Origin of the sequence: Collinsella sp. CLA-ER-H11 (genome assembly GCF_040092445.1) — a bacterium.
Lineage (GTDB): Bacteria > Actinomycetota > Coriobacteriia > Coriobacteriales > Coriobacteriaceae > Collinsella.
This window is the reverse complement of the sequence record NZ_JBBNLN010000008.1, coordinates 89,429-114,177: the sequence shown is the minus strand read 5'-3', so window position 1 is coordinate 114,177 and position 24,749 is coordinate 89,429. Positions and strand designations below refer to the sequence as shown.

21 protein-coding genes are annotated in these 24,749 nt (G+C 59.2%); 9 read left to right on the top strand and 12 right to left on the bottom strand.

From position 1 onward, the window contains the following. The coding region (locus AAAX35_RS07260; protein WP_349117199.1) for an arginine deiminase family protein at window positions 1–331 on the bottom strand (331 nt) is incomplete at its 3' end. A 555-nt stretch (window positions 332–886) separates the two neighbouring features. Between AAAX35_RS07260 and ppk1 the strand changes: the two genes are divergently transcribed. The 5 genes from ppk1 to AAAX35_RS07235 all read left to right on the top strand — a co-directional run bounded on the left by ppk1 (window position 887) and on the right by AAAX35_RS07235 (window position 7,122). Continuing rightward, a complete protein-coding gene (ppk1, locus tag AAAX35_RS07255) occupies window positions 887–3,292 on the top strand; it encodes a polyphosphate kinase 1 (RefSeq protein ID WP_349117198.1) in 2,406 nt (801 codons plus the stop codon). Window positions 3,293–3,390: 98 nt separating this feature from the next. Next, complete coding sequence (rlmD, locus tag AAAX35_RS07250) at window positions 3,391–4,719, top strand: 23S rRNA (uracil(1939)-C(5))-methyltransferase RlmD (RefSeq protein ID WP_349117197.1); 1,329 nt, start codon at window positions 3,391–3,393, stop codon at window positions 4,717–4,719. Between the two features lie 179 nt (window positions 4,720–4,898). Beyond that, window positions 4,899–5,441 carry a DJ-1 family glyoxalase III gene (locus tag AAAX35_RS07245; RefSeq protein WP_055287259.1) on the top strand — a complete coding sequence of 181 codons (543 nt, stop codon included), beginning with the start codon at window positions 4,899–4,901 and terminating at the stop codon, window positions 5,439–5,441. Beyond that, entirely contained in the window at window positions 5,438–6,019 is a 582-nt protein-coding gene (locus AAAX35_RS07240; protein ID WP_349117196.1) for a Maf family protein, read from the top strand. Before AAAX35_RS07245 ends, AAAX35_RS07240 begins: the two co-directional genes overlap by 4 nt. A gap of 101 nt (window positions 6,020–6,120) precedes the next feature. Beyond that, a complete protein-coding gene (locus AAAX35_RS07235) occupies window positions 6,121–7,122 on the top strand; it encodes a P1 family peptidase (protein WP_349117195.1) in 1,002 nt (333 codons plus the stop codon). A 376-nt stretch (window positions 7,123–7,498) separates the two neighbouring features. Here the strand turns inward: AAAX35_RS07235 and AAAX35_RS07230 are convergent, their stop codons facing one another. Continuing rightward, the gene (locus tag AAAX35_RS07230; protein WP_022094096.1) at window positions 7,499–8,530 is read right to left on the bottom strand and encodes a glycosyltransferase family 2 protein; all 1,032 of its coding nucleotides are present in this window, start codon (window positions 8,528–8,530) and stop codon (window positions 7,499–7,501) included. Beyond that, complete coding sequence (gene glf / locus AAAX35_RS07225) at window positions 8,523–9,725, bottom strand: UDP-galactopyranose mutase (protein WP_349117194.1); 1,203 nt, start codon at window positions 9,723–9,725, stop codon at window positions 8,523–8,525. Before glf ends, AAAX35_RS07230 begins: the two co-directional genes overlap by 8 nt. A gap of 231 nt (window positions 9,726–9,956) precedes the next feature. Between glf and pta the strand changes: the two genes are divergently transcribed. Further along, a complete protein-coding gene (gene pta, locus AAAX35_RS07220; protein ID WP_055309798.1) occupies window positions 9,957–10,937 on the top strand; it encodes a phosphate acetyltransferase in 981 nt (326 codons plus the stop codon). A gap of 353 nt (window positions 10,938–11,290) precedes the next feature. On the opposite strand, the gene AAAX35_RS07215 is transcribed toward pta, so the two are convergent. From AAAX35_RS07215 to rnd, 9 genes are all read right to left on the bottom strand, one after another. After that, window positions 11,291–12,469 carry an acetate kinase gene (locus tag AAAX35_RS07215; protein ID WP_349117193.1) on the bottom strand — a complete coding sequence of 393 codons (1,179 nt, stop codon included), beginning with the start codon at window positions 12,467–12,469 and terminating at the stop codon, window positions 11,291–11,293. Window positions 12,470–12,632: 163 nt separating this feature from the next. After that, window positions 12,633–13,811: an acetate kinase gene (locus AAAX35_RS07210; protein ID WP_006234305.1), complete on the bottom strand. Its 1,179-nt coding sequence runs from the start codon at window positions 13,809–13,811 to the stop codon at window positions 12,633–12,635. Between the two features lie 120 nt (window positions 13,812–13,931). Further along, entirely contained in the window at window positions 13,932–15,092 is a 1,161-nt protein-coding gene (locus AAAX35_RS07205; protein WP_349117192.1) for an MFS transporter, read from the bottom strand. Window positions 15,093–15,749: 657 nt separating this feature from the next. Further along, the gene (locus tag AAAX35_RS07200; RefSeq protein WP_349117191.1) at window positions 15,750–16,103 is read right to left on the bottom strand and encodes a LysR family transcriptional regulator; all 354 of its coding nucleotides are present in this window, start codon (window positions 16,101–16,103) and stop codon (window positions 15,750–15,752) included. Between the two features lie 41 nt (window positions 16,104–16,144). Further along, on the bottom strand, window positions 16,145–16,480 hold the full coding sequence (locus tag AAAX35_RS07195; protein WP_117820684.1) for a histidine triad nucleotide-binding protein: 336 nt from the start codon (window positions 16,478–16,480) through the stop codon (window positions 16,145–16,147). Window positions 16,481–16,529: 49 nt separating this feature from the next. Then, window positions 16,530–16,796, bottom strand: coding sequence for an exodeoxyribonuclease VII small subunit (gene xseB, locus AAAX35_RS07190; RefSeq protein WP_006234311.1), 267 nt, complete (start codon window positions 16,794–16,796; stop codon window positions 16,530–16,532). Between the two features lie 42 nt (window positions 16,797–16,838). Further along, complete coding sequence (gene xseA / locus AAAX35_RS07185) at window positions 16,839–18,275, bottom strand: exodeoxyribonuclease VII large subunit (protein WP_349117201.1); 1,437 nt, start codon at window positions 18,273–18,275, stop codon at window positions 16,839–16,841. A 130-nt stretch (window positions 18,276–18,405) separates the two neighbouring features. Next, window positions 18,406–19,110, bottom strand: a complete 705-nt coding sequence (locus AAAX35_RS07180; RefSeq protein WP_349117190.1) for a zinc metallopeptidase — start codon at window positions 19,108–19,110, stop codon at window positions 18,406–18,408. Between the two features lie 64 nt (window positions 19,111–19,174). Next, window positions 19,175–20,308, bottom strand: a complete 1,134-nt coding sequence (gene rnd, locus AAAX35_RS07175) for a ribonuclease D (RefSeq protein ID WP_006234315.1) — start codon at window positions 20,306–20,308, stop codon at window positions 19,175–19,177. Between the two features lie 98 nt (window positions 20,309–20,406). On the opposite strand from rnd, the gene AAAX35_RS07170 reads away from it, so the two are divergent. The 3 genes from AAAX35_RS07170 (at window position 20,407) to AAAX35_RS07160 (ending at window position 24,682) form a co-directional block, all read left to right on the top strand. After that, window positions 20,407–21,324 (top strand): diacylglycerol kinase family protein, encoded by a 918-nt coding sequence (locus AAAX35_RS07170; protein WP_055309791.1) that lies wholly within the window; start codon window positions 20,407–20,409, stop codon window positions 21,322–21,324. Between the two features lie 408 nt (window positions 21,325–21,732). Continuing rightward, on the top strand, window positions 21,733–23,709 hold the full coding sequence (locus tag AAAX35_RS07165) for a C69 family dipeptidase (protein ID WP_349117189.1): 1,977 nt from the start codon (window positions 21,733–21,735) through the stop codon (window positions 23,707–23,709). Window positions 23,710–24,109: 400 nt separating this feature from the next. Next, window positions 24,110–24,682 (top strand): hypothetical protein, encoded by a 573-nt coding sequence (locus AAAX35_RS07160; RefSeq protein WP_117840202.1) that lies wholly within the window; start codon window positions 24,110–24,112, stop codon window positions 24,680–24,682. Window positions 24,683–24,749 lie beyond the last annotated feature (67 nt).

Sequence of the window (24,749 nt, the reverse complement as noted above, 5' to 3'; positions counted from 1 at the left end):
CCAGCTTCTCGCGGACGATCTGCGGCATGTGCTGGCCGCGGATGCCTGCCTCGGCGATGTACTGGTCGGTGAACTCGGCGCGGGCGCCGGGGACCTGGTCGAACACCTCGGCGACGAGGTTCTCGAGATAGAGGACCTCCACGCCCTGGTCCCTCAGGATCTGGGCGAAGGTGTCGTGCTCCTGCTGCGCGACCTCCAGGAACGGGACGTCGTCGAACAGGAGTCGCTCGAGCTCGTCGGGCGGCAGGTTGAGGAGCTCGTCGCCGGGACGGTGCAGGCAGACCTTCCTGAGCTTGCCGATCTCGGAAGGCACGTGCAGACCTTTCGTCATGGCCTCCTACCTTTCTTTCGGGCCTTTCGGCCGAATCTCTCAGCGCCCTTCCGTAACGGGCACTGCTTGCTGACAGCTCTAGTTATATCCAAATTCCACCCGCAATTCCACCTCGCCCCCGAACGGTCAACAAAGTGCGATGAACGGTATATCGCATGTGATTCCCCCATGATGTACTTCGGCGTTCTAAAGTAACTTTTCTAAGGTAAACGCTCTTTTTTCTTAAAAACCATTTGCGATTGCGTCTCTAAACTTTTGATTCAGAATTGCATAGCTAAATCGGTTTTATGTATATAAATGATGTTTGTTTACGTTTCCGCCTGCATTCAATGATATTCAGCTATCCATCATTCTTATTCACACTTACGTACCAGTTGAGTGAGGATATAGACCGCTTGCAGACGAGCAGGGCGTCAGTCCTATGACTTGTCAGCGTAAGAAGTAGGTAAAGATACCGTTCGCACAATACGTCCGTGCCACAAGTCGACTAAATTGAGACAATAGTGAATAGGGTTAGGCTACCGTCCCCTGCGGGGACTGAACGGACAGATGCATATGCCGAGCAAAATCGAAAAAAAGCAAGCCGCCGCAAAGCTGCGCAAACCGCCTCGCGACTTCTCGTACACGCAGAACCGAGAGCTCAGCTGGCTACGCTTTGACAACCGTGTGCTTGACGAAGCCTTCGATGAGACCGTTCCGCTGTTCGAGCGTCTAAAGTTCGTGTCGATTTTCGAGTCTAACCTCGACGAGTTTCTCATGGTGCGCGTGGGCGGCCTGTCCGATCTGGCAGAGCTCAAAAAGCAACCTGTCGACAACAAGAGCAATATGACCGCCTCCGAACAGGTCGATGCTGTCATGGCCGAAATGCCCGGGCTCCTTACCCGTTGGGAGTCCATCTTTAAGAGCATCGAGGGCAAGCTCGACACCTTGGGCGTTCACCGCGCCCGCATCGATTCGCTTACGCCCGAGGAGCGCACCTTTGTAACCCGCTACTTCCAGGCCTACGTGTCGCCGGTCATCTCGCCGCTGGTCATCGATCCTCGCCACCCCTTCCCCAACCTACGCAATGGCGCGCTCTATCTGGCCTGTGGTCTGGACGGCGCCACCGACGAGGAGAGCCTGCTGGGCCTTATCGAGATTCCCGCCTCGATGAACCGCGTGGTCGAGATCCCCTCGCCCACCGGCACCTACTCCTACATCTTGCTCGAGGACGTCATCCTCGCCTGCCTGGACAGCTGCTTTGGCTCCTATAAGCCGCTGGATCGTGCGCTGATCCGCGTCACCCGCAACGCCGACATCGATCCGGACGGCGAGGGCGTCGAAGAGGAAGAGGACTACCGCCAGCACATGAAGCGCATCCTCAAGAAGCGCCTGCGTCTGCAGCCGGTAGTGCTCGCGGTCTCGGGGTCGCTCGAGAAGGCAACGCTCAAGACCATCCGCAAGGCGCTCGAGCTTTCGCGCCGCTCTGTCTTTACCTGCGATATCCCGCTCGACCTGGGCTACGTCTTTGGCATTGAGGGCAAGATTCCCGAGCGCCTGCGCAACGAGCTGCTCTTTACGCCGTTTAGGCCGCAGCCCAATCCCACCATCGACATGACCCGCTCCATCCGCGAGCAGGTGCTGCAGCACGACAAGCTGCTCTTTTATCCCTACGAGGCCATGAACCCCTTCCTGGATCTGGTGCACGAGGCCGCCTACGACCCCGAGTGCATCTCGCTGCGCATCACGCTCTACCGCGTGGCCAAGCAGAGCCGCCTGTGCGAGTCGCTGATCGATGCTGCCGAGAACGGCAAAGAGGTCACGGTGCTCATGGAACTTCGTGCCCGCTTTGACGAGCAGAACAACATCGAGTGGGCCGAGCGCCTGGAAGAGGCCGGCTGCACCGTCATCTATGGTTCCGAGGGCTTTAAATGCCACTCAAAGATCTGCCAGCTCACCTATCGCGAGGGCATGGCGCTAACGCGCCTCACGCTTTTGGGCACCGGCAACTTTAACGAGAAGACGGCCAAACTCTACAGCGACTTTATGCTCATGACAGCCCATCCCGGCATCGGCGAGGACGCCAACCTGTTCTTCCGCAATCTGTCGCTGGGCAACCTGCGCGGCGACTACCGCTTCCTGGGTGTGGCGCCCGTCGGACTGAAACCGCTCATCATGCGCGGGCTTGACCGCGAGATCCAGCGCGCCCTTGCCGGCGAGCCCGCCCGCGTGTTCTTTAAGCTCAACTCGCTGACCGACCGCGAGGTTATCGACAAGATCGCCGAGGCATCGTGTGCCGGCGTGCGCGTAGACATGATCATCCGCGGCATCTCGTGCCTCAAGCCCGGTGTTCCGGGCAAGACCGAGAACGTGCATGTCCGCTCCATCGTCGGACGCTTTTTGGAGCACGCGCGCGTTTACGCCTTTGGCGTGGACTCGGACATGATTTACCTGAGCTCGGCAGACATGATGACGCGCAACACCGAGCACCGCGTGGAGATTGCCTTCCCCGTGCTCGACCCCACCTGCCGCGCCCTGGTGCACGAGTACATGGGCATGCAGCTGCGCGACAACGTGAAGGCCCGCAGCCTCACGAGCGACGGCACCTGGGTCCCCGTGGAGCGTGCAGAGGGTGAGAAACCCTTCAACTCGCAGGAAGCCCTGCTGGAGCGTGCCTATCGCAACGCCGAGGCCGCCGCGCCCGAGCCCGTCATTGAGGCGGAACCTGCCCCCGAGGCCGAGTCGCAGCCAGCAGCACCCAAGGTCCAAGAGGTCCAGGCGACCGTCATTGAGCCCGAGCCCGCACCTGCACCTCAGCCCGAGCCGCAGGTCACCAAGCCCGCACCCGAGACGAGCGCCCGTCGCGATAAGCCCGCCGGCAAGACCAAGGCCATCGAGCGCCATCGCCCCGGTCGCGTGCGCATGGGCCTGGGTCTGATCGGCCTGGGTCTTAAGACGCTCATTACCGGCAAGACGAAATAGTCGTTTGTAGAAGCAGTTTGTAGAAGCGCCCCGCATTTGAGGAAAGCCTCGGATGCGGGGCGCTTTTCCCTGCTACCATGGTGCGAACAACAACGCGAATGACAGGCAGGAATATGAAGCTCACTATAGAATCGATGACCTACGGCGCCGACGGGCTGGCGCACGCCGACAACGGCAAGGCCGTCTTTGTGCAGGGCGCCGTGGCAGGCGACACCGTCGAGGCCGAGGTCGTACAGGACGGCAAGTCGTTCATGCGTGCCCGCACCACCGAGATTCTGGAGCCAAGCCCCGATCGCATTCAGCCTCCCTGCCCCTTCGTGGGCATCTGCGGCGGCTGCTCGTGGGGCAATCTCTCACGCACGGCACAGCTCGCCGCCAAGGAGCAAAACCTGCGCTCCACGCTCGAGCGCATCGGCAAGTTCGCTCCTGAGCAGGTCGATGAGTTGGTACAGCCCATCTGCCACACCAAGGACGACTGGGGCTACCGCAATAAAATCGAGCTCGAACCGACCGTCGTCAACGGTCGCGTGCGCCTTGGCATGCACGGTGTCGATCCTCGCAAGATCGTGACCGTCGATTCGTGCCCGTTGTTCGACAAACGCTTCCCCAAGGCACTCAAATCGGTCGTCGGCGCACTCAACTATCTAAGCGGCAGCCATGACTTGGGGCTCGAACGCGTGGGCATTCGCGCATCGCGCCGCACCAAGGCACTCGAGGTCGCACTCTGGACGCCCACAGGCTCTTTTCCGCGCTCGCAGGTCTCCCGCGTGCTGGCGGACGCCGCTCATCCCACGAGCATCGTGCGCGTGATGAGCAAGGGCGAAAAGAAGGCCCGCCGTGTCTCCAAGGTCGAAATGCTCGCCGGAGAGGGCTCATGGACCGAGAATATCGCCGAGGGTCAGATGCGCTTGTCTGCCCCGTCTTTTTTCCAGGTCAACACCAAGGGTGCCGAGATTTTGATCGATCTTGTCATGGAAGCGCTCGACCCGCAGGAAGACGAGCTTGCCGTGGACCTGTACTGCGGTGCCGGCACCTTTACCCTGCCGCTCGCCCGCCGCTGCGACTTTGTCGCCGCCGTCGAGGCCTACGGCCCCGCTGTGCGCGACCTGCGCCGTAACCTGGAGATCAACAAGCTCGATAACGTCGACGTCATCGGCGGCGATGCCGTGCGCGAGTTCCCCGACCAGGACGCCGATGTCCTGGTGGTCGACCCACCACGCGCGGGCTTGGCGCCCGAGGCCATCGACCTCATCGCCAGCACGAGTGCGCGCGATGTCGCCTATGTGAGCTGCGACCCTGCCACCCTGGCGCGCGATCTCAAGCGCTTTGTCGGGGAAGGCACCTTCTCCCCCGTCAAGATCACACCGGTCGATCTGTTCCCGCAAACCTTCCACTGCGAAACCGTCGTCCACCTCAAGCGCAACTAGACTGTTTGCCCAAGGCCGCGCCCGATGATTTTTCTGGCACGGAGATTAAATAATCAATTTGTACCGAATGATTATTTAATCCCCGTGCCTTTTTAAACATTGGGAAATCGAGCGTGGCAAGCGTATGTCTTCGGGGTATAAGACGGCTAATTGTATGCCGTCTTACGAAAGGAACCCTCATGCCCAGCGTTGCCGTTCTCGCCGCCGATGGCTTTGAAACTATTGAATGCTTGACCATGGTCGATGTCATGCGTCGCGGCGGCGTGCGTGCCACGCTCGTCTCGATCATGCCCACGCGCGAGGTCGTAAGCTCGCTGCAGATCCCCGTGACCTGCGATGCGCTCTTTGATGAGATCAACTTTGACGAGTACGACTGCGTCGTGCTGCCCGGCGGCCTGCCAGGTGCCACCAACCTGCGCGCAGATCAACGCGTCTGCGACGTAGTCTGCGAGTTCGCCGCAACCAAGCACGTCGCCGCCATCTGCGCCGCCCCGTTTATCCTGGGTGAGCTCGACCTGCTCGAGGGGCGCCACGCCACGTGCTTCCCTGGCTTTGAGAAAAGCTTCCCCGAAGGCGCCTATACCGGCGAGAAGGTCACGCAAGACGGCAACATCATCACTGCCAGCGGCATGGCACAGTCCCTCCCCTTTGCATTGGAGCTGCTGCGCACGCTCGCCGGCGACAAGGCCGTCGAGAAGGTCGCCGAGGGCATCCAACTATGATTTTGGCTTCGCAATCGCCGCGCCGCATAGAGCTGATGCGCGAGGCAGGCTACAACATTCGCGTGATTCCCGCGGATATCGACGAAACGCCCTTTGATGGCGAGGCCCCGCTCACGCTTGTCGAGCGCTTGGCACGCGCCAAGGCGGCTGCCGTTGCTGCCGAGTATGCCGAGCCCAATGAGCTGACGGTCGCGGCCGACACCATCGTCACCTTTGACGGCAAGATTCTGGGCAAGCCGGCAACCGAGGACGAGGCGCGCACTATGCTCCGTGAGCTTTCGGGCCGCACGCACCAGGTCGCAACCGGCGTCTGCATCGTTAAGGCAGGCAATACGGCCGCCCCGCATGCCGCCGAAAGCCTGTCCTTTGTCGATGTGACCGACGTGACGTTCTACGAGCTCACCGACGAGCAGATCGAGCACTACGTCGCCTCGGGTGAGCCCATGGACAAGGCCGGCGCCTACGGCATTCAGGGCACAGGAGGACGCATGCTCGTGCACGATATTTCGGGCGACTTCTACAACGTGGTGGGCCTACCCATCGCCCGCGTCGCGCGCGCGATTCAAAAACTCTCGTAATTGCATCTGGCGCTGGGTATCCCCCGGCGCCTACAATTTTGGCGTACCGTACGGATCCCGACCGGGCACAAGGCGCGGCGGAAAACCGATAGGAGTTAAACATGGATACACTGCTCGAGGCCATTGACGTCTGCGATGTCGATGGCTTTTGCTATGGCAACTATACGGACGAGGAGGCCGGCACCGGTTGCACCGTAATCGTGGCACCCGAGGGCGCCACCGGCGGCGTTGACGTTCGCGGCGGTGCTCCAGCATCGCGCGAAACCGACCTGCTGCGACCCGAGAACACCGTCGACAAGGTCCACGCCGTCTGCCTTTCGGGTGGATCGGCCTTTGGCCTCGAGGCTGCAAGCGGCGTCGCTCGCGAGCTTGAGAGCCGCGGCATCGGCCTTCCCGTCGGCCCCACGCAGGTGCCTATCGTGTGCTCCAGCTGTATCTTCGACATCGCCTTTGGTAACCCCACCGTGCGCCCCGACATTGAGGCCGGCATCGCCGCCGTGCGCGAAGCACTCGACCACACCCCCACCAAGCTCGAACAGGGCAACGTAGGCGCCGGCACGGGCGCTACCGTGGGTAAGCTCATGGGGCCTGCCACCTGCATGAAGGCCGGCCTTGGAGCTGCCGCCGTGGCACTCGGCCCCATCAAGGTGGGCGCCGTGGTCTCGGTCAACGCCTGCGGCAACGTTGTCGACCCCTTCACCGGCGAGTGGGTCGCCGGCATGCGCGCCGCAGCCGATAGCGACCAGATCGTCGACATGGAACTCGCAGCCTTTGCCGCCGCCGGATCCATGCAGATGCCGCTCGACCGCACCAACACCACCATCAGCTGCATCGTCACCAACGTGGAACTCACTAAGGCACAAGCCACCAAGGTCTCCCAGATGGCCGCAGACGCCTACGCACACGCCATCCGCCCCACACACACCACCAACGACGGCGACACCATCTACACCCTCGCCAGCGGCAAACTGGGCGCCCAGGCAAGCGCCGCCGTTCCCCTAGACCTGCTGGGCATGCTCGCCGTAAGGGCCCTACAGACCGCCATCGTAAACGGAGCCAAAACCGCCAAAACCTCCCACGGAATCCCAGGTGCTGCGAAGTAATCTCACTCGACCGTCGGTCGGAGGCGGGCGGGCATTACGTTTGCTGCTCTACAGTCCTATGCAAGACGAAGGCCACATTAAGTGGCCTTCTTTGCATGCGGAACTCGCGACAAACGTAATGCCCGCCCGCCTCCGACCGACTACCAACTAATATTTTTTCAGCCCAGGCCCCTGTGTACCGCGCGTCGAAGATCTTCAAATTCAAATAACCTGACAATCGATTCTTATAGCAGAGGCCCCTTGGCCTTTAGTTTGATACAAGTTCCGCACGAGCCGGAAAGCACTTAATGTGCTTTCCGTGCGAGCAGGACTGTTCGCAGTAGCAAACTAAAGGCCAAGGGGCCCAGTCAACCTATCAGCAGCGATTACTCGGCAGCTAGTTGAATTTGAAGATCTTTGAGGCAAGACGGTATAGGCCGAGTGTGGTTTTGTCTCCGGCCCGTCCGCGCAGATTGGTGAAGAACCCGACCACGCCGTAGCGGGCACGACGATACATGCGCTCGTCGTAGGCCTTCAAATCATTCCACAGCGTCTTTAGGCGCTCGTCGGCGCAATCTTCCTCGGAAAGCTTGGTGAGCACCGAGCAGATCGCCATCATCATGGTGAAATAGCCCATCATGTACGAGCGCAGACGCGACGACTCAACATCGCTGTACAGGTGGTACGACTCCATCATGATGCGCGTCACACGGAACTGCTGGTCCAGACGCTTGACCATCGTGGCCTCGTTGACACTCTGGCCCTCGCGACCGATAAAGTAGCGATAGAGGTCGATGTCGGCGTAGTACATGGTCTTGCAACGCGGCAGCGGCACGTAGGCGTAGATGTTGTCCACATAGAACGTGTGCGGCGGCATGGGAAGGTTGGACTCGCGCAGCACATCCGTGCGATAGCACAGGCTGTGCATGAGTAGGTTCTGGTCCAGGCGGAAATGACCGATCTGATCCCAGGAAAAGATCTTCTTGCGCGGCAGGGCAAATTTGTAGCCAATAGCGGTATGCGTGCCCTCGTAAACCTTCTCGTACACGTAGTTCGAGATAAACAGGTCAACGCGCTGGTCGCGCTCCTCAAAGCCACGCAGAATCGACAGCATGGTCGAAAGGGCAGCGCCGTCAAGCCAGTCGTCCGAATCAACAACCTTGTAGTAGGTGCCCTGTGCCTCGCGCAGACCCGAAAGGACGGCAATACCGTGGCCGCCATTCTCTTGGTGCACCGCGCGGATGATTCCAGGATAACGGGCCTCCCACTCGTCGGCCTTGGCGGCCGTCTCGTCCTTGGAGCCGTCGTCCACCACGATAATCTCGATATCGGTGGCGTAATTGCTCCCCTCCAAGATGGAGGTGATGCAATGGTCCATGTCCTTGGCGGCGTTATACGAGGGAATACCGAATGTTATGACTTTATGCATGGCAGGCGATAATCTCATCCGAAAGATCGAGGGCGGAATTGGTCACGGCGTCCATATCGTAGTAACGATACTCGGCCAGACGACCCACCGGGTGGAAGTTCGTCAGGTTCTGGACGCGCTCAAGATAGCGCTCATAGAGCTCACGGTTCTCGGGCTCAAGAATGGCGTAGTACGGCGTCTCGCCCGAGCCGGGCGTATAGGCCTTGGAGTACTCTTTCATGATGGTGGTCTTGCCGGGCAGGACCTGACCGGTCATGTTCTTGAACTCGGTGATACGCGTGTAGTCCTCGCTCGTGGTGTAGTTGACGGTGCCCACGGGCTGGAACTGGTCCATATCGAGCGTCTCGAACTTCATATCGAGCGTGCGGTACGGCAACGCACCCAAGTCGAGGTTGAACAGCTCATCGAGAGGACCGGTATAGACAATCTCGCCGCCGTAGACCTTGCCATCGATCTTGACGGTGGTCTCGTCGATCTCAAAGAGATCGCGGGCGTCCACGTCGCAGAACACGTCGATCAGATCGTGGTCGAGCATGTGCTCAAAGAGCGCCGTGTAGCCCTCCTGCGGCATGCCCTGGAAGGGAGCTTGCGGGAAGTAGCGGTCATCATCGCCCACAAAGACGGGAACGCGTCCGGTGATCGAGGGGTCGATCTGATCGGGCGTCTGGCCCCACTGCTTCATGGTGTAATGCAAAAAGACGTTCTCGTAGACGTAATCGGCGACCTCGGCCAAGTCGGGGTCGTTCTTCTTACGCAGCTCCATAATGGGCACCTTGACATCCTTGCCAAAGGTCTCCACGAGCTTCTGATACAGCTCCTCGCCGCGCTCGTCACCAAAGGCGAGCTTGAGACTCGCATGGTTGAAGGGCACGGGCATAAGGGTACCGTTGATGTTGGCGAGCACCTTGTGCTGATAATCCGTCCACTTGGTAAAGCGCGACAGGAAATTGTGCACGCGCTCGTTAAAGGTGTGATAGATATGCGGACCGTACTCGTGGATCAGGATTCCGGCCTCGTCAGTGCAGTCATAGGCATTGCCCGCAATGTGGCTACGGCGCTCCAAAACGGCAACACGATAGCCGATAGTCTCGGCGAGACGGCGGGCGCAAACGGCACCGGCACATCCAGCACCGACGACAATCATGTCGTACGCGCCGGCGTTAAAGCCTTCAGGCAGGCCTGAGGTAATCTGCATCGATACTCCTTGTCAAAAGCCACGGGCTCGTTAGCTGGGCTTTTCTCGAACATTCTTCGAGACATATTTATCAGAGCGATTATAGCGCTAATGCGTCCTATAATGAGCTTGCCACACAAGGAAAGCTCAAGCACCGCGGCGTACATAATTGAAAGGTAAACCCGCTAGCAGCGGGTTTATTCGTGAACAGCCGGGCGCCTGGAGCTTAGCGAAACGCTTGTAAGGAGTAACATGAGCGATTTCCTTAACCGTATGAAGTCTGCCGCCAAGGCCGACCTTAAGACGATCGTCCTGCCCGAGGGCGAGGATCCGCGCACCATCGTCGCGGCCACCAAGATCATCGAGGAGGGCCTGGCAAAGATCGTCATCCTGGGCAACCCCGACGAGATCGACGTTCCCGGCGCCACCGTCATCGACCCGCGCAATGCCGAGAAGCACGAGGAGTACGCGCAGAAGTTTGCCGAGCTCCGCGCCAAGAAGGGCGTTACCATCGAGCAGGCTCGCGCCCAGGTGATGGACGCCACCTACTTTGGCACCATGATGGTCAAGATGGGCGATGCCGACGGCCTGGTCTCCGGCGCCTGCCACTCCACCGCCGACACCCTGCGCCCTGCGCTTCAGATCCTCAAGACCGCCCCGGGCACCAAGCTGGTCTCGGCCTTCTTCGTGATGTGCACCGACACCCCGCAGTTCGGCACCGATGGCACGCTGATCTTCGCCGACTGCGGCCTCAACATCAACCCGTCCTCCGACGAGCTCTCCGAGATCGCCATCGCCTCCGCTCACTCCTGGTCCACCTTCATGGGCAACGTTGAGCCGCACGTGGCCATGCTCTCCTACTCCACCATGGGCTCCGCCGGCGGCGAAGTCGCCAAGAAGGTCCAAGAGGCCGTGAAGTTCTGCAAGGAGAAGGCTCCCGAGCTCGCCATCGACGGCGACCTGCAGCTCGACGCCGCTATCGTCCCCACCGTCGCCCAGCTCAAGGCTCCCGGCTCCTCCGTCGCCGGTAAGGCCAACGTGCTCGTGTTCCCCGACCTCGAGGCCGGCAACATCGGCTACAAGCTGGTCCAGCGCTTCGCCGGTGCTGACGCCTACGGCCCCATCCTGCAGGGCATCGCTAAACCGGTCAACGACCTTTCGCGCGGCTGCTCTGCCGACGACATCGTGGGCGTCGTGGCCATCACCGCCGTCCAGGCTCAGATGGCTGAGTAGCGGACGTACTCGCCCGAAGGCCGTACGGGCTAACCCCTGAAAACGTCCTCGACCAATGAAACGCCCCCGTTCTGCTCCTTCGGAGCTACGAACGGGGGCGTTTCTGGTCTGCGGAGTGTTTTCAGGGGTTAGCCCGTACGGCCTTCTACCGCTACGTAGTAATCAGGGTATCTGGGGTGGACGGCGGCTTGGCTACGAGCTGGGTCTGAAAAATCTGAACGGATGGGTGTCGTTGCTGAAAGTGCAGGCGTTGCCGGCGATGATCACTTTGGAACTGGAATTTCCGTATGCCAGCAAAAAGGCCTCCCGAGCTGTTGCTCAGGAGGCCTTTCGTTTACATGCAAACGGGTGCGTTAGTTGTTCTTGGTCAGGCGTTCGACGTCGTGGGCGATCATGTATTCCTCGTCGGTGGGGATGACCATGACCGTGACGGCGGAACCGGCGGCGCTGATGACCTGCGGCCCGTTGCCCACGGCCTCGCGGTTCTTGTTGTTGTCGATGCGCACGCCCAGCCACTCAAAGCAGTCACAGAAGGCCTTGCGGATCGACCAGTCGTTCTCGCCGATGCCGGCGGTAAAGGTGATGGTGTCCACGCCCGCCATGGAAGCGATCATGGAACCGGCCTGCTGCATGGCCTTGTAGGCGAACATATCGAAGGCGAGCAGGCAGAGCTCGTCGCCCTCGGAGGCGCGCGTGCGGATGTCGCGGGCGTCGTTGGAGATGCCCGAGATGGCAAGCAGACCAGACTGCTTGTTCATCATGTCGTCGACTTCCTGGTAGCTGTAGCCGCCCTCGCGCTGGAGGTAGCACACGGTGGCCGGGTCGATGGAACCGCAACGGGTGCCCATCATCAGGCCGTCAAGCGGCGTGAGGCCCATCGTGGTGTCGCGGCACACGCCGTCCTCAATGGCAGCAAGCGAAGCACCGTTGCCCAGATGGCACGAAAGCAGGCGGTGGCAGCGCGAACCCAGGATCTCCTTGGCCATCATCCACTCATAGCGGTGGCTCGTGCCGTGGGCGCCGTACTTGCGCACGTGGTACTTGTCGCAAACGTCCTTGGGCAGCGCGTAGGTGTAGGCAACCTCGGGCATGGTCATGTGGAACGAGGTGTCGAAGACCGCCACGTTGGGCAGCTCCGGATACTTCTCACGGCAATACTCAATCGCTGCGGCCTCGCCGTAGTTGTGCAGCGGAGCAAGCGGTGCCACCTCAAGAATCTTGGCCATAACCTCGTCGTCGACAACCGCGGAATCATCGAAGTGCCAGCCGCCCTGAACGATACGATGCCCAATGCCATCAATCGTAAAGTCGGTCTTCTCGAGCTCCTCGAGCACGCGAGCGATAGCAGAGCGATGATCGGGGAAAGGGACCTCCTCGGTCTGCTTAGCGCCACCGTTCTCGGAGTGGCCAAAGATACCCATGTCCGAACCGATACGTTCGCAGTTGCCCTTGGCGAAAACCTCTCGGGTATCGGTATCCAAAAGCTGATATTTAAGGCTTGAGCTGCCGGCGTTGACAACAAGTACGTTCATGAGACTCCTTTGCAGTGCAATACGGTCGACGCAGACCCCTTAAGGCGGCCGCATTTTAATAAGAAGTTATCATATCTTGATAAATAGCTATCAGTATATCGCCCAACGAGCGCAAAAGAGGGGCCGAACGGCGCTCGGTCGTCCAGCCCCTCCCCTCTTGCAATTACTTGCCGTTGACGATACGCTCGACGTCGGAAGCAATCATAAACTCCTCGTCCGTGGGGATGACGAAAATCTTGACCTTGGAATCCTTGGCGGACAGGCACCAAGCGCCGTCGCCACGCAGGGCATTACGGGCGTGATCCATCTTGACGCCCATAAAGGCCAGACGATCGGCCACGCCAGCGCGAACGGCCGGAGCGTGCTCGCCGATGCCGGCGGTAAAGACCAGGGTGTCCATGCCGCACATGGAGGTGGCCATCTCGGCGGCCTTAGCGGCAATCTTGTAGACGAACATATCGAAGGCGAGCTGAGCCTCGGGGTCACCAGCAGCGGCGAGCTCCTCAACGTTGCGGCAGTCATTGGTCTTGCCACCGGTCACAGCCAAAAGGCCAGACTTCTTGTTCATCATCTCGTCGACCTCGTCGAAGGTGTAGCCACCCTCGCGCTGCAGGTAGCACACGGTAGCCGGGTCGATGGAGCCGCAGCGGGTGCCCATCATGACGCCGTCGAGCGGCGTCAAGCCCATGGTGGTGTCCATGCACTTGCCGTCCTCGATGGCGCACAGGGAAGCGCCGGAGCCGATATGGCACACGACGACCTTGCGGGCCTCGCCGTTGGTCATCTCGGCGACCTTCTTGGAGATGTAGCGATAGCTGGTGCCGTGGGCGCCGTACTTACGGATGTGCAGCTTGTCGCAAACATCCTTGGGAAGGGCGTAGGTCTTGGCGACCTCGGGCATGTTGAAGTGGAAAGCGGTGTCGTAGACCGTGACGTTGGGCAGATCGGGATACTGCTCCAGGCAGTACTCGATAACGTTGGCCTCGGGGTTGTTGTGCAGCGGCGCCAGCGGGGCGACCTCGCGAATCTTGGCGAGGACGTCCTCGTCGACGAGGGAGGAATCACCAAAGTACCAACCGCCCTGAACGATACGGTGGCCGATGCCCTCGATCTTGACGCCGTTGGCCTCAAGGTCCTTCAGGACGACCTCGATGGCGACCTTGTGGTCGGGGAACTCGATGTTCTCGGTCACCTTCTTGGAGCCATTGGCAGCATGGGTGAAGGTACCACCGGTAAAGCAGACGCGCTCGCAGGAGCCCTTTGCGGACACCTTATGGGACTTGGTGTCGATGACCTGATACTTAAGGGTCGAAGATCCCGCGTTGACGACCAGAACGTTCATGTGTCTCCCTACTAACAGGCGGTGTGGCGCCGCCAGGTTACATACGCTTCAATAATAAACCCAAACGCCCTCGCGCTCGGGTTTATTGCGTTGATATATAAGTTATCGGTGCCTAAATACTCATGGCCTTTGACTTGTAAGACGAAATAGCGCGGGGATATACACCAGGGAAGAAATCCCGAGCGCAACAAGCAATACGACTCGAATGCCCGCGATGCTGCTCAACGCAGCATTGAACAGATAGGAAAGGATGGCACCCACCGCCACCATCTGGCTTTGGACCGAAATCAGTGAACAGCGCATCGAAGAATCGACAGCATTTTGAAAAATTGAGTATTTAATTGGAGCAAATAACGAGTACGCGACCGTCTGCAGTACATAGAACACGGGCAGCAAATAGACCGGAGTAAAGGGAATCAAAAACAGAGCAGCCAGGGAAAGGCGCACGATGCCGCAAATACGCGCAAAACGGCCCTTGTCGACACGAGCAATCACACTGGGCACAATAAGCCCCATGGAGGCCGAGGCAAGGAGCTGGACCGCAATGATCACACCCGAAGCGACGGCATTCATTCCGCGACCCGCAAGCAACAGTGAGAAAAAGTCTTCCAGGGCGACAAAAGCAAATGCTTGAGAACAGTCCATGATGAACGCTGAACGGAGAATGCCGTTACACGCAATAGCGGCACCGATCATCTTCGGGCTAATTCCACGCTCAGGTGTCCCCGCAGTGCCCCCTCTTCGCATCTCAGGAATGCAGACAACGACAACCAGCGTCAACACCATTGCGATGATATCTGCCGAAAGACCAATGAGATATGCACCGACAGACGAAATGAAACCGCCCACGCAAGCGGAGATGGCAAAAGAGGCATAGAAAACAAATCGCTCAACGACATTAAGTCTTACGAGCTGGTCCTGAGAAACGCTGTCAATGTAAATCGCTTCTATGGATCCGCTCACACATGCAACGGCAAAACCTTTGAGAGCAAACGCGCCGATTAAAAGCAGAGGAGAACGGACGAAAAGCAGGGCGGCGTAGTATCCAAGCATTCCCACGACGCCAACGAGACCGCTTGTCTTTCGTCCAAACCTATCAGCAATATAGCCAGTGGGAACTTCAAGGATGAACTTGCTCACTTGATATGCAATCATCATGCTAGAAATCGCCACCATCGAGAATCCGACGAATTCAAGGTAAACCGTCAGAAAATACAAAATGGTGCTGAAGTTCGACAAAAAAACGAACGTCATATAAAGCAAAACCGTACGGTTTTTCATGCTCCGCCCTCCAAGAGTCAGCAATCTAAATCGAAATCTTGGAAAAGCATGAGGGCAAAGCTGTCAGCTATGTGTTGCAGGGCGTCAACATTCACTTAACGACACGAGGCCAAATGGCCTCACGAAGCGAGATGACGCAATAGGTGAAGAAATACCGTCTGGTGTCGATCGGTCCAGGCATTTTGTCGATAGCAAAAGTAGATGGGCAAGGCTACGTCATGTGAGGCTTCAATGGAGCACTCGCTCACTTCCGATCCATCCGATGCGAGAGAAGAGCCAGAAAAACTCAATATCAATCCCCCGGCTTGAAGAAACTCAGCCTGCGCTCTGCTTCCGTATTCGACATCGCGAAAGCGGAAATTAACCAGCTGAGCTTCGGGACATTGATTAATTGCATTGAGACAGGGTGACAAATTAATGGGAACAGCGAGCCTGCCGCCCAGTAACTCACGAATGGTCATAGCGTCAACAGATTGATGACCAGCTGGACATGAAAGAACCCTGAGCTCCTTTTCACCCATATATTTTGAAGAAAGGACGCTGTCCCGTGGCTCCTCGAACGAGATAGCCGCGTCCGAAATTCCAAGTATAAGTGATTCAAAGCATGTTGCCGTTGGCTGATGCCACACATCAAGATGAATCTGAGGGTGCGAGCTTTCAAACGAGTCGTACCAGTTTTCGGAAAAAAGGCGCCCCCGCCCGTGAAGACAGGGGGGCGTAAAGACGGAAATGGCCGTCGGGCGAAACGCCGCCGTTCCCCGATTGAGCGTACTTTTTGAGATCGTCGACTTGCGCCAGGATCACGCGTGCACGACGCGCAAATTCTCTGCCCGCCGGAGACAAAACAGCCTCCCCCGCCGATCGGTTGAGCAAAACGATCTGATACTCAGATTCCAACTTTTTTATTGCCGACGAAACGGCCTGCGGACTCACGTGAACGGCGCGAGCTGCTTTGCGCACGCCGCCATAGTTCGCTACAGCTTGAAGGTATTCGAGTTGAGAAAGCTGCATAGATTACTCCAAAGGCAGCCAAGTCGACGGCCTACGCGCCCTCAGATGAGGTTCTCGCCCAGGCTTTTGCCGCCGAGGACGTGCATGTGGAAGTGCATGACGGTCTGGCCGGCGTTAACGCCCTTGTTGGAGATGACGCGGAAACCGTCCTCCAGACCCTTGGCCTTGGCGACCTCTTGGATGGCGTGAGCCATGGCGCCCATGGTCTCGGCAGGTACGTTGTCGGCGATGTCACTGTAGTGCTTCTTGGGGATCACGAGCGTATGGACCGGCGCCTGGGGATTGAGGTCGTCGAAGGCGATGACCTGGTCGTCCTCATAGACAACGGTCGAGGGGATCTCGTGGTTGGCAATTTTGCAGAAGATGCAATCGCACATGGCTGGTTCCTTTCTCACAGACCAAGGTAATTATATTTGGTCGGGATGGTTAGAACGAGAGGTTGTCGTCGGTGTTGGCGGCTTCGCCGTCGGCGAGCACGTCGTTGCCGTCGACGTCCTTAAGAAGCACCGAGACCTTCTGCTCGGCATCGGACAGGCGGGTGCGCAGGCTCTTGAGGAGCTCGACGCCGCGGGTATAGCTCTCGAGCGACTCCTCGAGCTCCATATCGCCCGACTCCAAGCTGCGGATGATGAGCTCCAACTCCTGCGAAGCCTGCTTGTACGTAAGCTGCTCGACCGGGGTTTTCTCTGCCATATCTGTTTCCTTTCCTAAAGGTTTATCGCTATGAAACGCGGCCTACTCGACCGTATCGACCGTTGCCGCCACGTTGCCGTCTGCCATGCGCACGCGGATGGCGTCGCCGGGCTTAAAGGTCTTGGCGCTCGTGGCCACCCCATCATCGCTGTACGCGATGGAATAACCACGAGCAAGCACCTTGAGCGGCGACAGGGCATCGAGCGAGGCTGCCGCACGGCCCAGGTCGGACGCTGGCTTGTTGAGCATCGTGCGCCCCTGATGCTCCAGGCGGGAGCTTGCGAGCGTGAGCGCATGGCGCTTGCCATCGAGTCCTGAGGTGCTTGCGATCAAGCGCTCGGGCAGACGCTCAAAGTTGGAGCGGAATGCCCCAACCGAACGCGTTATGGCGCCGGACAAACGATCGGCCGTCAGGGCAAGCTCAGACTCGCGACGCTCAACCATAAACGTTGGGTCGTTGAGGCACGGGCGGCATGCGGCCGCATCGAGCGCATCGCCCAAGCGAGCCGTATAGGTGTCCCAGGCACGACGACCGCGTTGGTCGAGCATTTCCAGATCGACCTGGGCCGACCCGATCATCGATGCCATCGCGGCACCCAGGCGCTGATGGCGCGCCTCGAGCACATCGGCCAACTCCGTCATAGCCGGCGCCACCGATTCGGCCGCCGCCGTGGGCGTGGAGGCGCGGCGGTCGCTCACCATATCGCAGATCGAGGTATCGGGCTCATGGCCAATGCCGGTCACCACGGGCACGGGACAAGCCGCCACCGCGCGGGCAAGCTCCTCGTCATTAAAGGTCATGAGGTCCTCAAAGGAGCCGCCGCCGCGCACAAGCAAAATGCAATCCGGCGCCGGCGTAATGGCGGCGGCACGGCGCAGCCCCTCGATTAGCTCGACCGGCGCACCCTCGCCCTGGACCTTTGCGCCCACGCAGACGAGCTCGACGAGCGGATTGCGACGACGCAATGTGCGCTTGACGTCATCGATTACGGCACCCGAAAGCGAGGTGACGACCGCCACGCGCGAGCAAAACACCGGGATGCGGCGCTTACGTGCTTCGTCCATCAGGCCCTCGCGGCGTAGCTTTTCGGCCAGTTGCGCCACTTGTTGACGCAGCAGACCCTCCCCCGCCAGCGAAAACGAGCGAGCGACAAAGCTCATACGACCCGTGGGCTTATAGAGGTTGAAGCTGCCCTTAAAGCTCACCTGCATGCCGTCGCGCAGATCGAACATGCGCTTGAGATAGGCGCCCTTCCAAATGATGCAGTCAACGGCGGCCGAATCGTCCTTAATCTGGAAGTAGCAGTGGCCGCTTCGAGCGTTAGGACCACGAAAACCCGTGACCTCGCCCAGGACACTCAGCTGCGGAATGGCATCGAGCGCACCGGCGGCGATTTCTACCGCTTGGCTCACGCTGAGCTCTTTGCGCTCCTGCTCGTCCGATCCGTCGAACTCGGCGGAAACGCTATTGCCGGTCAGATTCCAGCCTGCCACGCAGCCTCCTTTCGTCATCGTGCACATGGGCTCCGGCCCTGCGCAAATTTAAGTCCAACACATAGTACAGCGTCGCGGGGACACGAATCCCCGCGGCGCCCAGCGACCCAATTTGTTATCGGTTGGAGTTTCTGTTGTAGCGAGCCATAAGATAGAGCAGCTGAATAATCGAGGTGAGCGCAGCGGCAACATAGGTAAGCGCGGCGGCCGTCAGTACCTTCTTGGCACCGTTGACCTGCTTGGAACTCATACCCGACTGCTCGATGTACGCCACGGCGCGTCGGCTGGCGTCAATCTCGACAGGCAGCGTAACGAGTTGGAACAGTACACTAAACGAGAAGAAGATCAACGCGAGGGATGTGAGCCCGGCAATGTTCATAAACAGGCCCAAGAGCAACACGATGGTCCAGGTGTTCTGGGTAAAGTTGACGACCGGCACGAGGGCGGTACGTACTTTCATCATGGCATAGCCGCTTTGACGCTGGGCGGCATGGCCCGCCTCGTGGCAGGCGACGGCAACGCTTGCGACCGAACCGCCCGAACGGTTGGCATCCGACAGATACAGGTTGTTATCCTGCGGGTTGTAATGGTCGGTGAGCTCACCGGCGACACCCTTGATACCCACGGCATTGCAACCGTTGGCGTCAAGCATGCGGCGAGCAACCGTGGCGCCCATGTCGCCGTCCGAGCGAACCTTGGACCAGGTCTTGTACGTCGAATTGATATAGCTCTGCGCAGCAAGGCCAAGCACTGTGCAGACAAGAACAACCAGCAGGTACAGCGGGTCGATGCCAAAGCCGTAACCATAGTAATAAGGCATGCGAATTCCTCCGAATCGAGTTACACGTCGGAGGCATTCTACCCACTCAACCGGCTAGGCTTCCCTACAGGAGCTCGATTTTGCCGTCCTTCACCGTCAACCCCATATTGCCGGAAAGCAGATCGTCCAGGCGCGAGCCCACAAGCTCAAAGCGCCAGCCTTCGCGCAGGGGGCTCTGCTCGGGATGCTCAATATAGTCGGCCAGGTCATCGCGCGAGGCAATGACCGAGGTCGCCACGCCCGAGCGCTCGGCAACTAGGCGAATGAGCGCATACATCAGGTCCGTCACGCTCTCCAACTCCGGCGAAATCTGACGGTGCCCGCGCACCATGAGCGGCAGGCGATCGTGCGGACAGCTTGCGCCGCGCTTGATGGCCATGAGCGCACCATCCACGTCGCGCTCCCCCAACTGATCGGTGCCGCGGATGCTGCGGAACTCCTCAACGCGCACGGGATTGCGCTTGACGAGCGCAAGCAGCGTGTCGTCGGACATGACCCACTTGCGCGGGATGTTACGGCGCTCGGCGCGGTCCTCGCGCCAGGCGGCGAGCTCGCGCGCGATACCCAGCTGGTGACGGCTGCAGGAGTTGATGCGCTTGACCTTGCGAAACGCCTCATGGCGATCGGCGCGATAGTGCGACTCGTCGGCCAGCGGGCGCAGCTCGTCGAGCACCCAGTCCACCCGGCCCAGCTCGCGCAGGCGGCTCATCATCTCGGTATAGGCGACAATCAGGTACTTGACGTCATCGATCGCGTACTCAATCTGCTTATCGGTCAGCGGGCGGCGCGACCAGTCGGTCAGTGACTCGGTCTTGGGCAGCGATACGCCGCAGAACGTCTGAACAAGCGCGCCATACGAAATCTGCTGGCGCTCGCCCAAAAAGGCGGCGGCGACCTGCGTATCGAAAATCGGTCGTGGCAGCACGCCCACGGTATGGAGCATGACCTCCATATCCTGCGAGCACGCGTGGAAGACCTTGGTCACACTCTCGTCGGCCATAAGCTCGGCCAGCGGCGATAGGTCGTCGATTACCAGGGGATCGACCGCGACGCTCTCGGCAGGGGTGGCAATCTGAACCAAGCACAGACGCGGATGGAACGTGCGCTCGCGCAAAAACTCGGTATCGACGGCAATCGCGTCGAACTCACGGGCGCGCTGGCAAAAGTCGAGTAGAGCCTGATGTGTGGAAATGTACATATCAACCCATCGAATAAGGTTAGGCCCGAAAAACACGGGTAGGATATCGGCATTGCCTTACAACTATACTCGGTTAGTCACAGAACGGGAACGTAAGTATGCGCTGCCTTATCATCCACAACCCGGCATCGGGCCCCAGCTCAGATGAAATCTACGCATTCACGCACGCCCTCGCGCAGGGCGGCGACGAGGTCGTGATGCGCTTTATCGGCGATGGCATGGAACCCGAGGACGCCGTGGCGGACGTGCGCGAATTCGATCGCGTGGTGGTCTCGGGCGGCGACGGCACCGTCTCCAACGTGCTCGACCAGATGCGCGGATGCGGTGTCCCCACGCTCGTCTTCCCCTCCGGTACGGCCTGCCTGTTCTTCAACAACATCGGCAATGCCCCCGAGGCAGCGGCGCTTGCCAAGGCCTGCCGCGCCGGTCGCACGGTCAAAGTCGACATGGGCGAGCTCTTTTGGCTCGACGAGAACGGCAACGAGAAGCGCCACGGCTTTATCATCATCGCCGGCTCGGGCTTCGACGCCGAGATCATGATGAAGGCCGCCCCCACCAAAAACGATATCGGCGAGATCGCCTATTTCCTGTCGGCGCTCGCCACACCCAACCCCACGGTGGCGCACTTTACGATTGAGCATGACGGCATTGTCGAGGAGCTCGATGGCATCTGCTGCATGGCCGGCAACACCTCGGTCATCCAAAACGACATCAACCTGTTCCCCGACTGCCGCATGAACGATGGCATGGTCGACATTGCGGTCATCGAACCCGTGCGCACCGTGCAGCTGCTGCCTACCGTGATCACCGCTGCGCTTGACCCCGCCGGCAAGGTACTCGGGCGCCCGCAGTTCAAGATCATCCAGACCAAGGAAGCCAAGATCACCTGCACCCCGTCACTGGGCATGCAGTTCGATGGCGAGATTATCTCCAGTAATTCGGGCGTCTTTGGAGCCCGCGCGCTTCCACAATGCCTCGACCTCATCGTCGACGAATTCTCCCCGCTCGGAAAATAGGAGGACCCTATGAACGACAATCCCCTGCTCGGCTTTATCATCATCGTTTTGGCCATGCTCGTCGGCTATGCGATCAACGTGATCCACCGCCGGAAGAAGTAATTCCACATTGGTATGATATTCATCCAATTATCGTCTCCCCTGCTGTTTATGCATTTGTCAAACAGCGGGGGGATTTTCATTTCGGGCATTCCAGCTACTTTATTCGGCTACAGTAATCACAGGGCGTCTTTATTAAAGTAAAGCTACAAACTGAGTATAATTAACCACTCATCGCATATTTCATTACGCTTATCGAGTAAGTTTCTTTCATAGATGAATATTGTTTCCAGTTCGTTACGCTAATGGGGTGTCTTTATTGGCTGAAGCCCTCTGGCGACAGAGGGCTTTCGCACGCTGGGAGGGAAAATGAGGAAAACTCACCCCGTCAACGCGCTCAAGAAGCTAGGCATAGGCCTCGCCTTTGGAGCTGCAACCATCATGTCTATGCCGACGTCTGCGCTCGCCTGCACGCAGATGTACATGGGCAAGAACCTTACGGCCGACGGCAACACGTACTATGGCCGCACCGAGGACATTGGCACTCGTTACCTCAAACACTATGGCATCGAGCCCTCTCATGGCCCTGGTCATACCTACAGCTCGAACGAGTCCGAATTCTCCTACACCTCGACCAAGACTACGTATCGTTACAGCTACGTGCGCGACCATCCTGCTGAGTGGGATGGACGCTGGGATGCCTACTCCGAGGCCGGCATCAATGAGAAGGGCGTCTCCTGCTCCGCAACGCTGAGCACCTCCTACAACGACGATGCCAAGGCGGCGGATCCCACGACCAGGCATGCCCACAAAGCAAATCCCGAGGTCAAAAATACCGGCATCGGCGAGTACAGCTACGCGGGCGTCATCTTGGGCGAGAGCGCAACGGCCCGCGAGGGCGTCGAGCTCATCGGCACCCTGATCGACGAGCAGGGTGTCTACTCCAACGACCAGATCATCATCGCCGACAACACCGAGACTTGGCTGTTCGCCGCGCTTTCCGGCCACCAGTGGATCGCTATGAAGCTGACCGACGACGTCGCTTCGGTCAACCCCAACATTAGTAACCTCAATTTCCAGGTCAATCTTGACGATCCTGAGAACTGCCTCCACTCTGAGGGGATCAAGACTATGCCCGAAGAGAAGGGCTTCGCCAAGTACTTTGAAGACGGACAGTTCGATGTTGCCCAGACCTACGGTGCATCTATCAACAATACGGGCATGGGCTCTTGGGCGCGTTATATCCAGGGCCGCGACTACTTTATGGCTCCGCTGACCGAGGGCACCGACTACGAGATCATCAAGGACAAGGACAAGAATGACGTCACTCTCGGTGCCATGGTTCACGAGATGCAGCCGCTGTTCTTCCAGCCCAGCAAGTCCGACTGGAACACGTTTGAGCTGATTCGCGCCTTCGGCAACCGCGGTGAAAAAGTCCCCGGCCTTAATGCCAATACTGACGGTGTCAGCAGCATCGGTTCCGACCGCAACGCCGAGGCCAACCTCTTCCAGATTCGAAAGGGCCATGACCCCGAGGTAGCAACCATCCAGTGGGAGATGCTCTCCTGCGCCGAGTTCTCCGTCGCTATCCCGCTATACTCCGCTCTGATGACCGAAGTCAGCCCCTACTTCAGCGACCAGACCGTTGATTATGGTCACTGCAGCGAGACGGACATCGTGAACAACGAAGAGCCCGAGAACTCCATTAACTACGTCCTGATGGACATCAACTCGCTTTGCTTCGCGAACCGCGCACAATTCGCCACCAGCGTCCGCGCCTACCTCGATGCGCTCCAGAACGAGCTCATCGAGCAGAACAAGGAAGTTGACGCCGCCATGCTGGCCGAGACGACCACCGAGGGCCGCACTGCCCTGGCCAACAAGGCCGGCAAGGCTGCTACCGAGAACACCTACAAGAAGTGCAAGGCACTGCTCCAGGAGATGCGCGCCTATCAGAAGGCCGAAAACTTCGACCAGCCCTTCACCCCGAGCGACCTGAACACCGAGACCAACGGCCTCAAGGTGTCCATCACCTACGCCAAGGACGCTCTTGCCACCGACCCGGTAACCCCGGATCAGCCTGGCACTCCCGAGCAGCCTGGTACTCCTGAGCAGCCCGGTACCCCCGAGCAGCCCGTTAAGCCCGAGCAGCCCACCACCAAGCCCGAGAAGCCTGGCAAGTCGGACACCACGACCACGGTAACCACCAACAAGACGAACACCAAGGGCGGCCTGCCCACCACCGGTGATCGTTTTGATGGCCGCGTGGTGGCTGCATTCGCCATCGCTGGCGTTGCCGTCATCTCCGCGGGCGGTTACTTCCTCTACCGTCGCAATAAGGAGTAACGTCTTAGCTGAGCGGGCGAGGCAGCAATGGCAGCCTCGCCCGCTTAACCCGCCTTTTTGACCGACGGGAAACCCGCCTGAAATCTTTTCAAAAAAGATTTCCCCGCACACACTTTGCTGTGCTATAGTGCAGCGCAACAGCAACTAGGTGCGACCGCGCCACGGCATCACGAAAGGAGCCACCAACATGAAGAACACGATGAAGTCTCTCAACAACTGGTGGTGGCGTGATGCGAATACGATCGGTCGACAGTGAGTCCCTCACGCCTGTTTTTGCGCTCTAGGTGATTGGAAGGCCTCCGGTTTCGACCGGGGGCCTTTTTCTATCTCGAGCCCGATCGCATTCGCATCACGCGCCTCCGCTTTTCTCTTGCACTCCCATTCCGAAAGGATTTTCACCATGTCTCAGAACACAACCGCCACCCAGCCCCGCACCGTCCAGACCGCCGACCGTGGCAAACTCGATGTCCGCGCCCTCGTCCTGCTTGCCATCCTGCTCGCCGCCGGCTTCATCCTCAACTTCACCGTCGGCAAGGCCATCTCGGGCATCTCGGGCGGCATGATCAGCCCCGAGTTCATCATCTCGGCCTTCTGCCTCACCATCCTGGTCGTTCGCCCCAACATCGGCCAGGCGCTCGTCATTGGCCTTATCTCGGCTGCCGTGATCCAGATCACCACCACTTCGCCGTTCGTTGATTTTGCCGCCGAGGGCATCGCCGCCATGCTCATGGCCGGCATCGTCAACGCCGCCGGCAAGAACGGTCAAGTCAAGCCCGCCATCGCCATTGTCGCAACCTTCCTGACCACCTTTGTCTCCGGCGTCATCTTCATGGTCATCAAGATGGCCATGCTCGGCGTGGTAGGCGAGCTCGCCGCCGCCATGCTGCCCGTCGTTGCCATGACCGCCGTCTTTAACGCCATTCTGGTCGGCGCCCTCTACTTGCCCATCCAGAAGGCCCTGAAGCTCAACTAACTCATCGCTGCCCCACCAGCAAAGACTGTCCCAAACGACTAGCTTTTGGGGACGTTCTTAAACGACT

What these genes read in the sequence shown, in the direction of transcription:
- ppk1 (WP_349117198.1), top strand. Translation starts at nt 887, where the DNA reads ATGCCGAGCAAAATCGAAAAAAAGCAAGCCGCCGCAAAGCTGCGCAAA.
- rlmD (WP_349117197.1), top strand. Translation starts at nt 3,391, where the DNA reads ATGACAGGCAGGAATATGAAGCTCACTATAGAATCGATGACCTACGGC.
- AAAX35_RS07245 (WP_055287259.1), top strand. Translation starts at nt 4,899, where the DNA reads ATGCCCAGCGTTGCCGTTCTCGCCGCCGATGGCTTTGAAACTATTGAA.
- AAAX35_RS07240 (WP_349117196.1), top strand. Translation starts at nt 5,438, where the DNA reads ATGATTTTGGCTTCGCAATCGCCGCGCCGCATAGAGCTGATGCGCGAG.
- AAAX35_RS07235 (WP_349117195.1), top strand. Translation starts at nt 6,121, where the DNA reads ATGGATACACTGCTCGAGGCCATTGACGTCTGCGATGTCGATGGCTTT.
- AAAX35_RS07230 (WP_022094096.1), bottom strand. Translation starts at nt 8,530, where the DNA reads ATGCATAAAGTCATAACATTCGGTATTCCCTCGTATAACGCCGCCAAG.
- glf (WP_349117194.1), bottom strand. Translation starts at nt 9,725, where the DNA reads ATGCAGATTACCTCAGGCCTGCCTGAAGGCTTTAACGCCGGCGCGTAC.
- pta (WP_055309798.1), top strand. Translation starts at nt 9,957, where the DNA reads ATGAGCGATTTCCTTAACCGTATGAAGTCTGCCGCCAAGGCCGACCTT.
- AAAX35_RS07215 (WP_349117193.1), bottom strand. Translation starts at nt 12,469, where the DNA reads ATGAACGTACTTGTTGTCAACGCCGGCAGCTCAAGCCTTAAATATCAG.
- AAAX35_RS07210 (WP_006234305.1), bottom strand. Translation starts at nt 13,811, where the DNA reads ATGAACGTTCTGGTCGTCAACGCGGGATCTTCGACCCTTAAGTATCAG.
- AAAX35_RS07205 (WP_349117192.1), bottom strand. Translation starts at nt 15,092, where the DNA reads ATGAAAAACCGTACGGTTTTGCTTTATATGACGTTCGTTTTTTTGTCG.
- AAAX35_RS07200 (WP_349117191.1), bottom strand. Translation starts at nt 16,103, where the DNA reads ATGCAGCTTTCTCAACTCGAATACCTTCAAGCTGTAGCGAACTATGGC.
- AAAX35_RS07195 (WP_117820684.1), bottom strand. Translation starts at nt 16,480, where the DNA reads ATGTGCGATTGCATCTTCTGCAAAATTGCCAACCACGAGATCCCCTCG.
- xseB (WP_006234311.1), bottom strand. Translation starts at nt 16,796, where the DNA reads ATGGCAGAGAAAACCCCGGTCGAGCAGCTTACGTACAAGCAGGCTTCG.
- AAAX35_RS07180 (WP_349117190.1), bottom strand. Translation starts at nt 19,110, where the DNA reads ATGCCTTATTACTATGGTTACGGCTTTGGCATCGACCCGCTGTACCTG.
- rnd (WP_006234315.1), bottom strand. Translation starts at nt 20,308, where the DNA reads ATGTACATTTCCACACATCAGGCTCTACTCGACTTTTGCCAGCGCGCC.
- AAAX35_RS07170 (WP_055309791.1), top strand. Translation starts at nt 20,407, where the DNA reads ATGCGCTGCCTTATCATCCACAACCCGGCATCGGGCCCCAGCTCAGAT.
- AAAX35_RS07165 (WP_349117189.1), top strand. Translation starts at nt 21,733, where the DNA reads ATGAGGAAAACTCACCCCGTCAACGCGCTCAAGAAGCTAGGCATAGGC.
- AAAX35_RS07160 (WP_117840202.1), top strand. Translation starts at nt 24,110, where the DNA reads ATGTCTCAGAACACAACCGCCACCCAGCCCCGCACCGTCCAGACCGCC.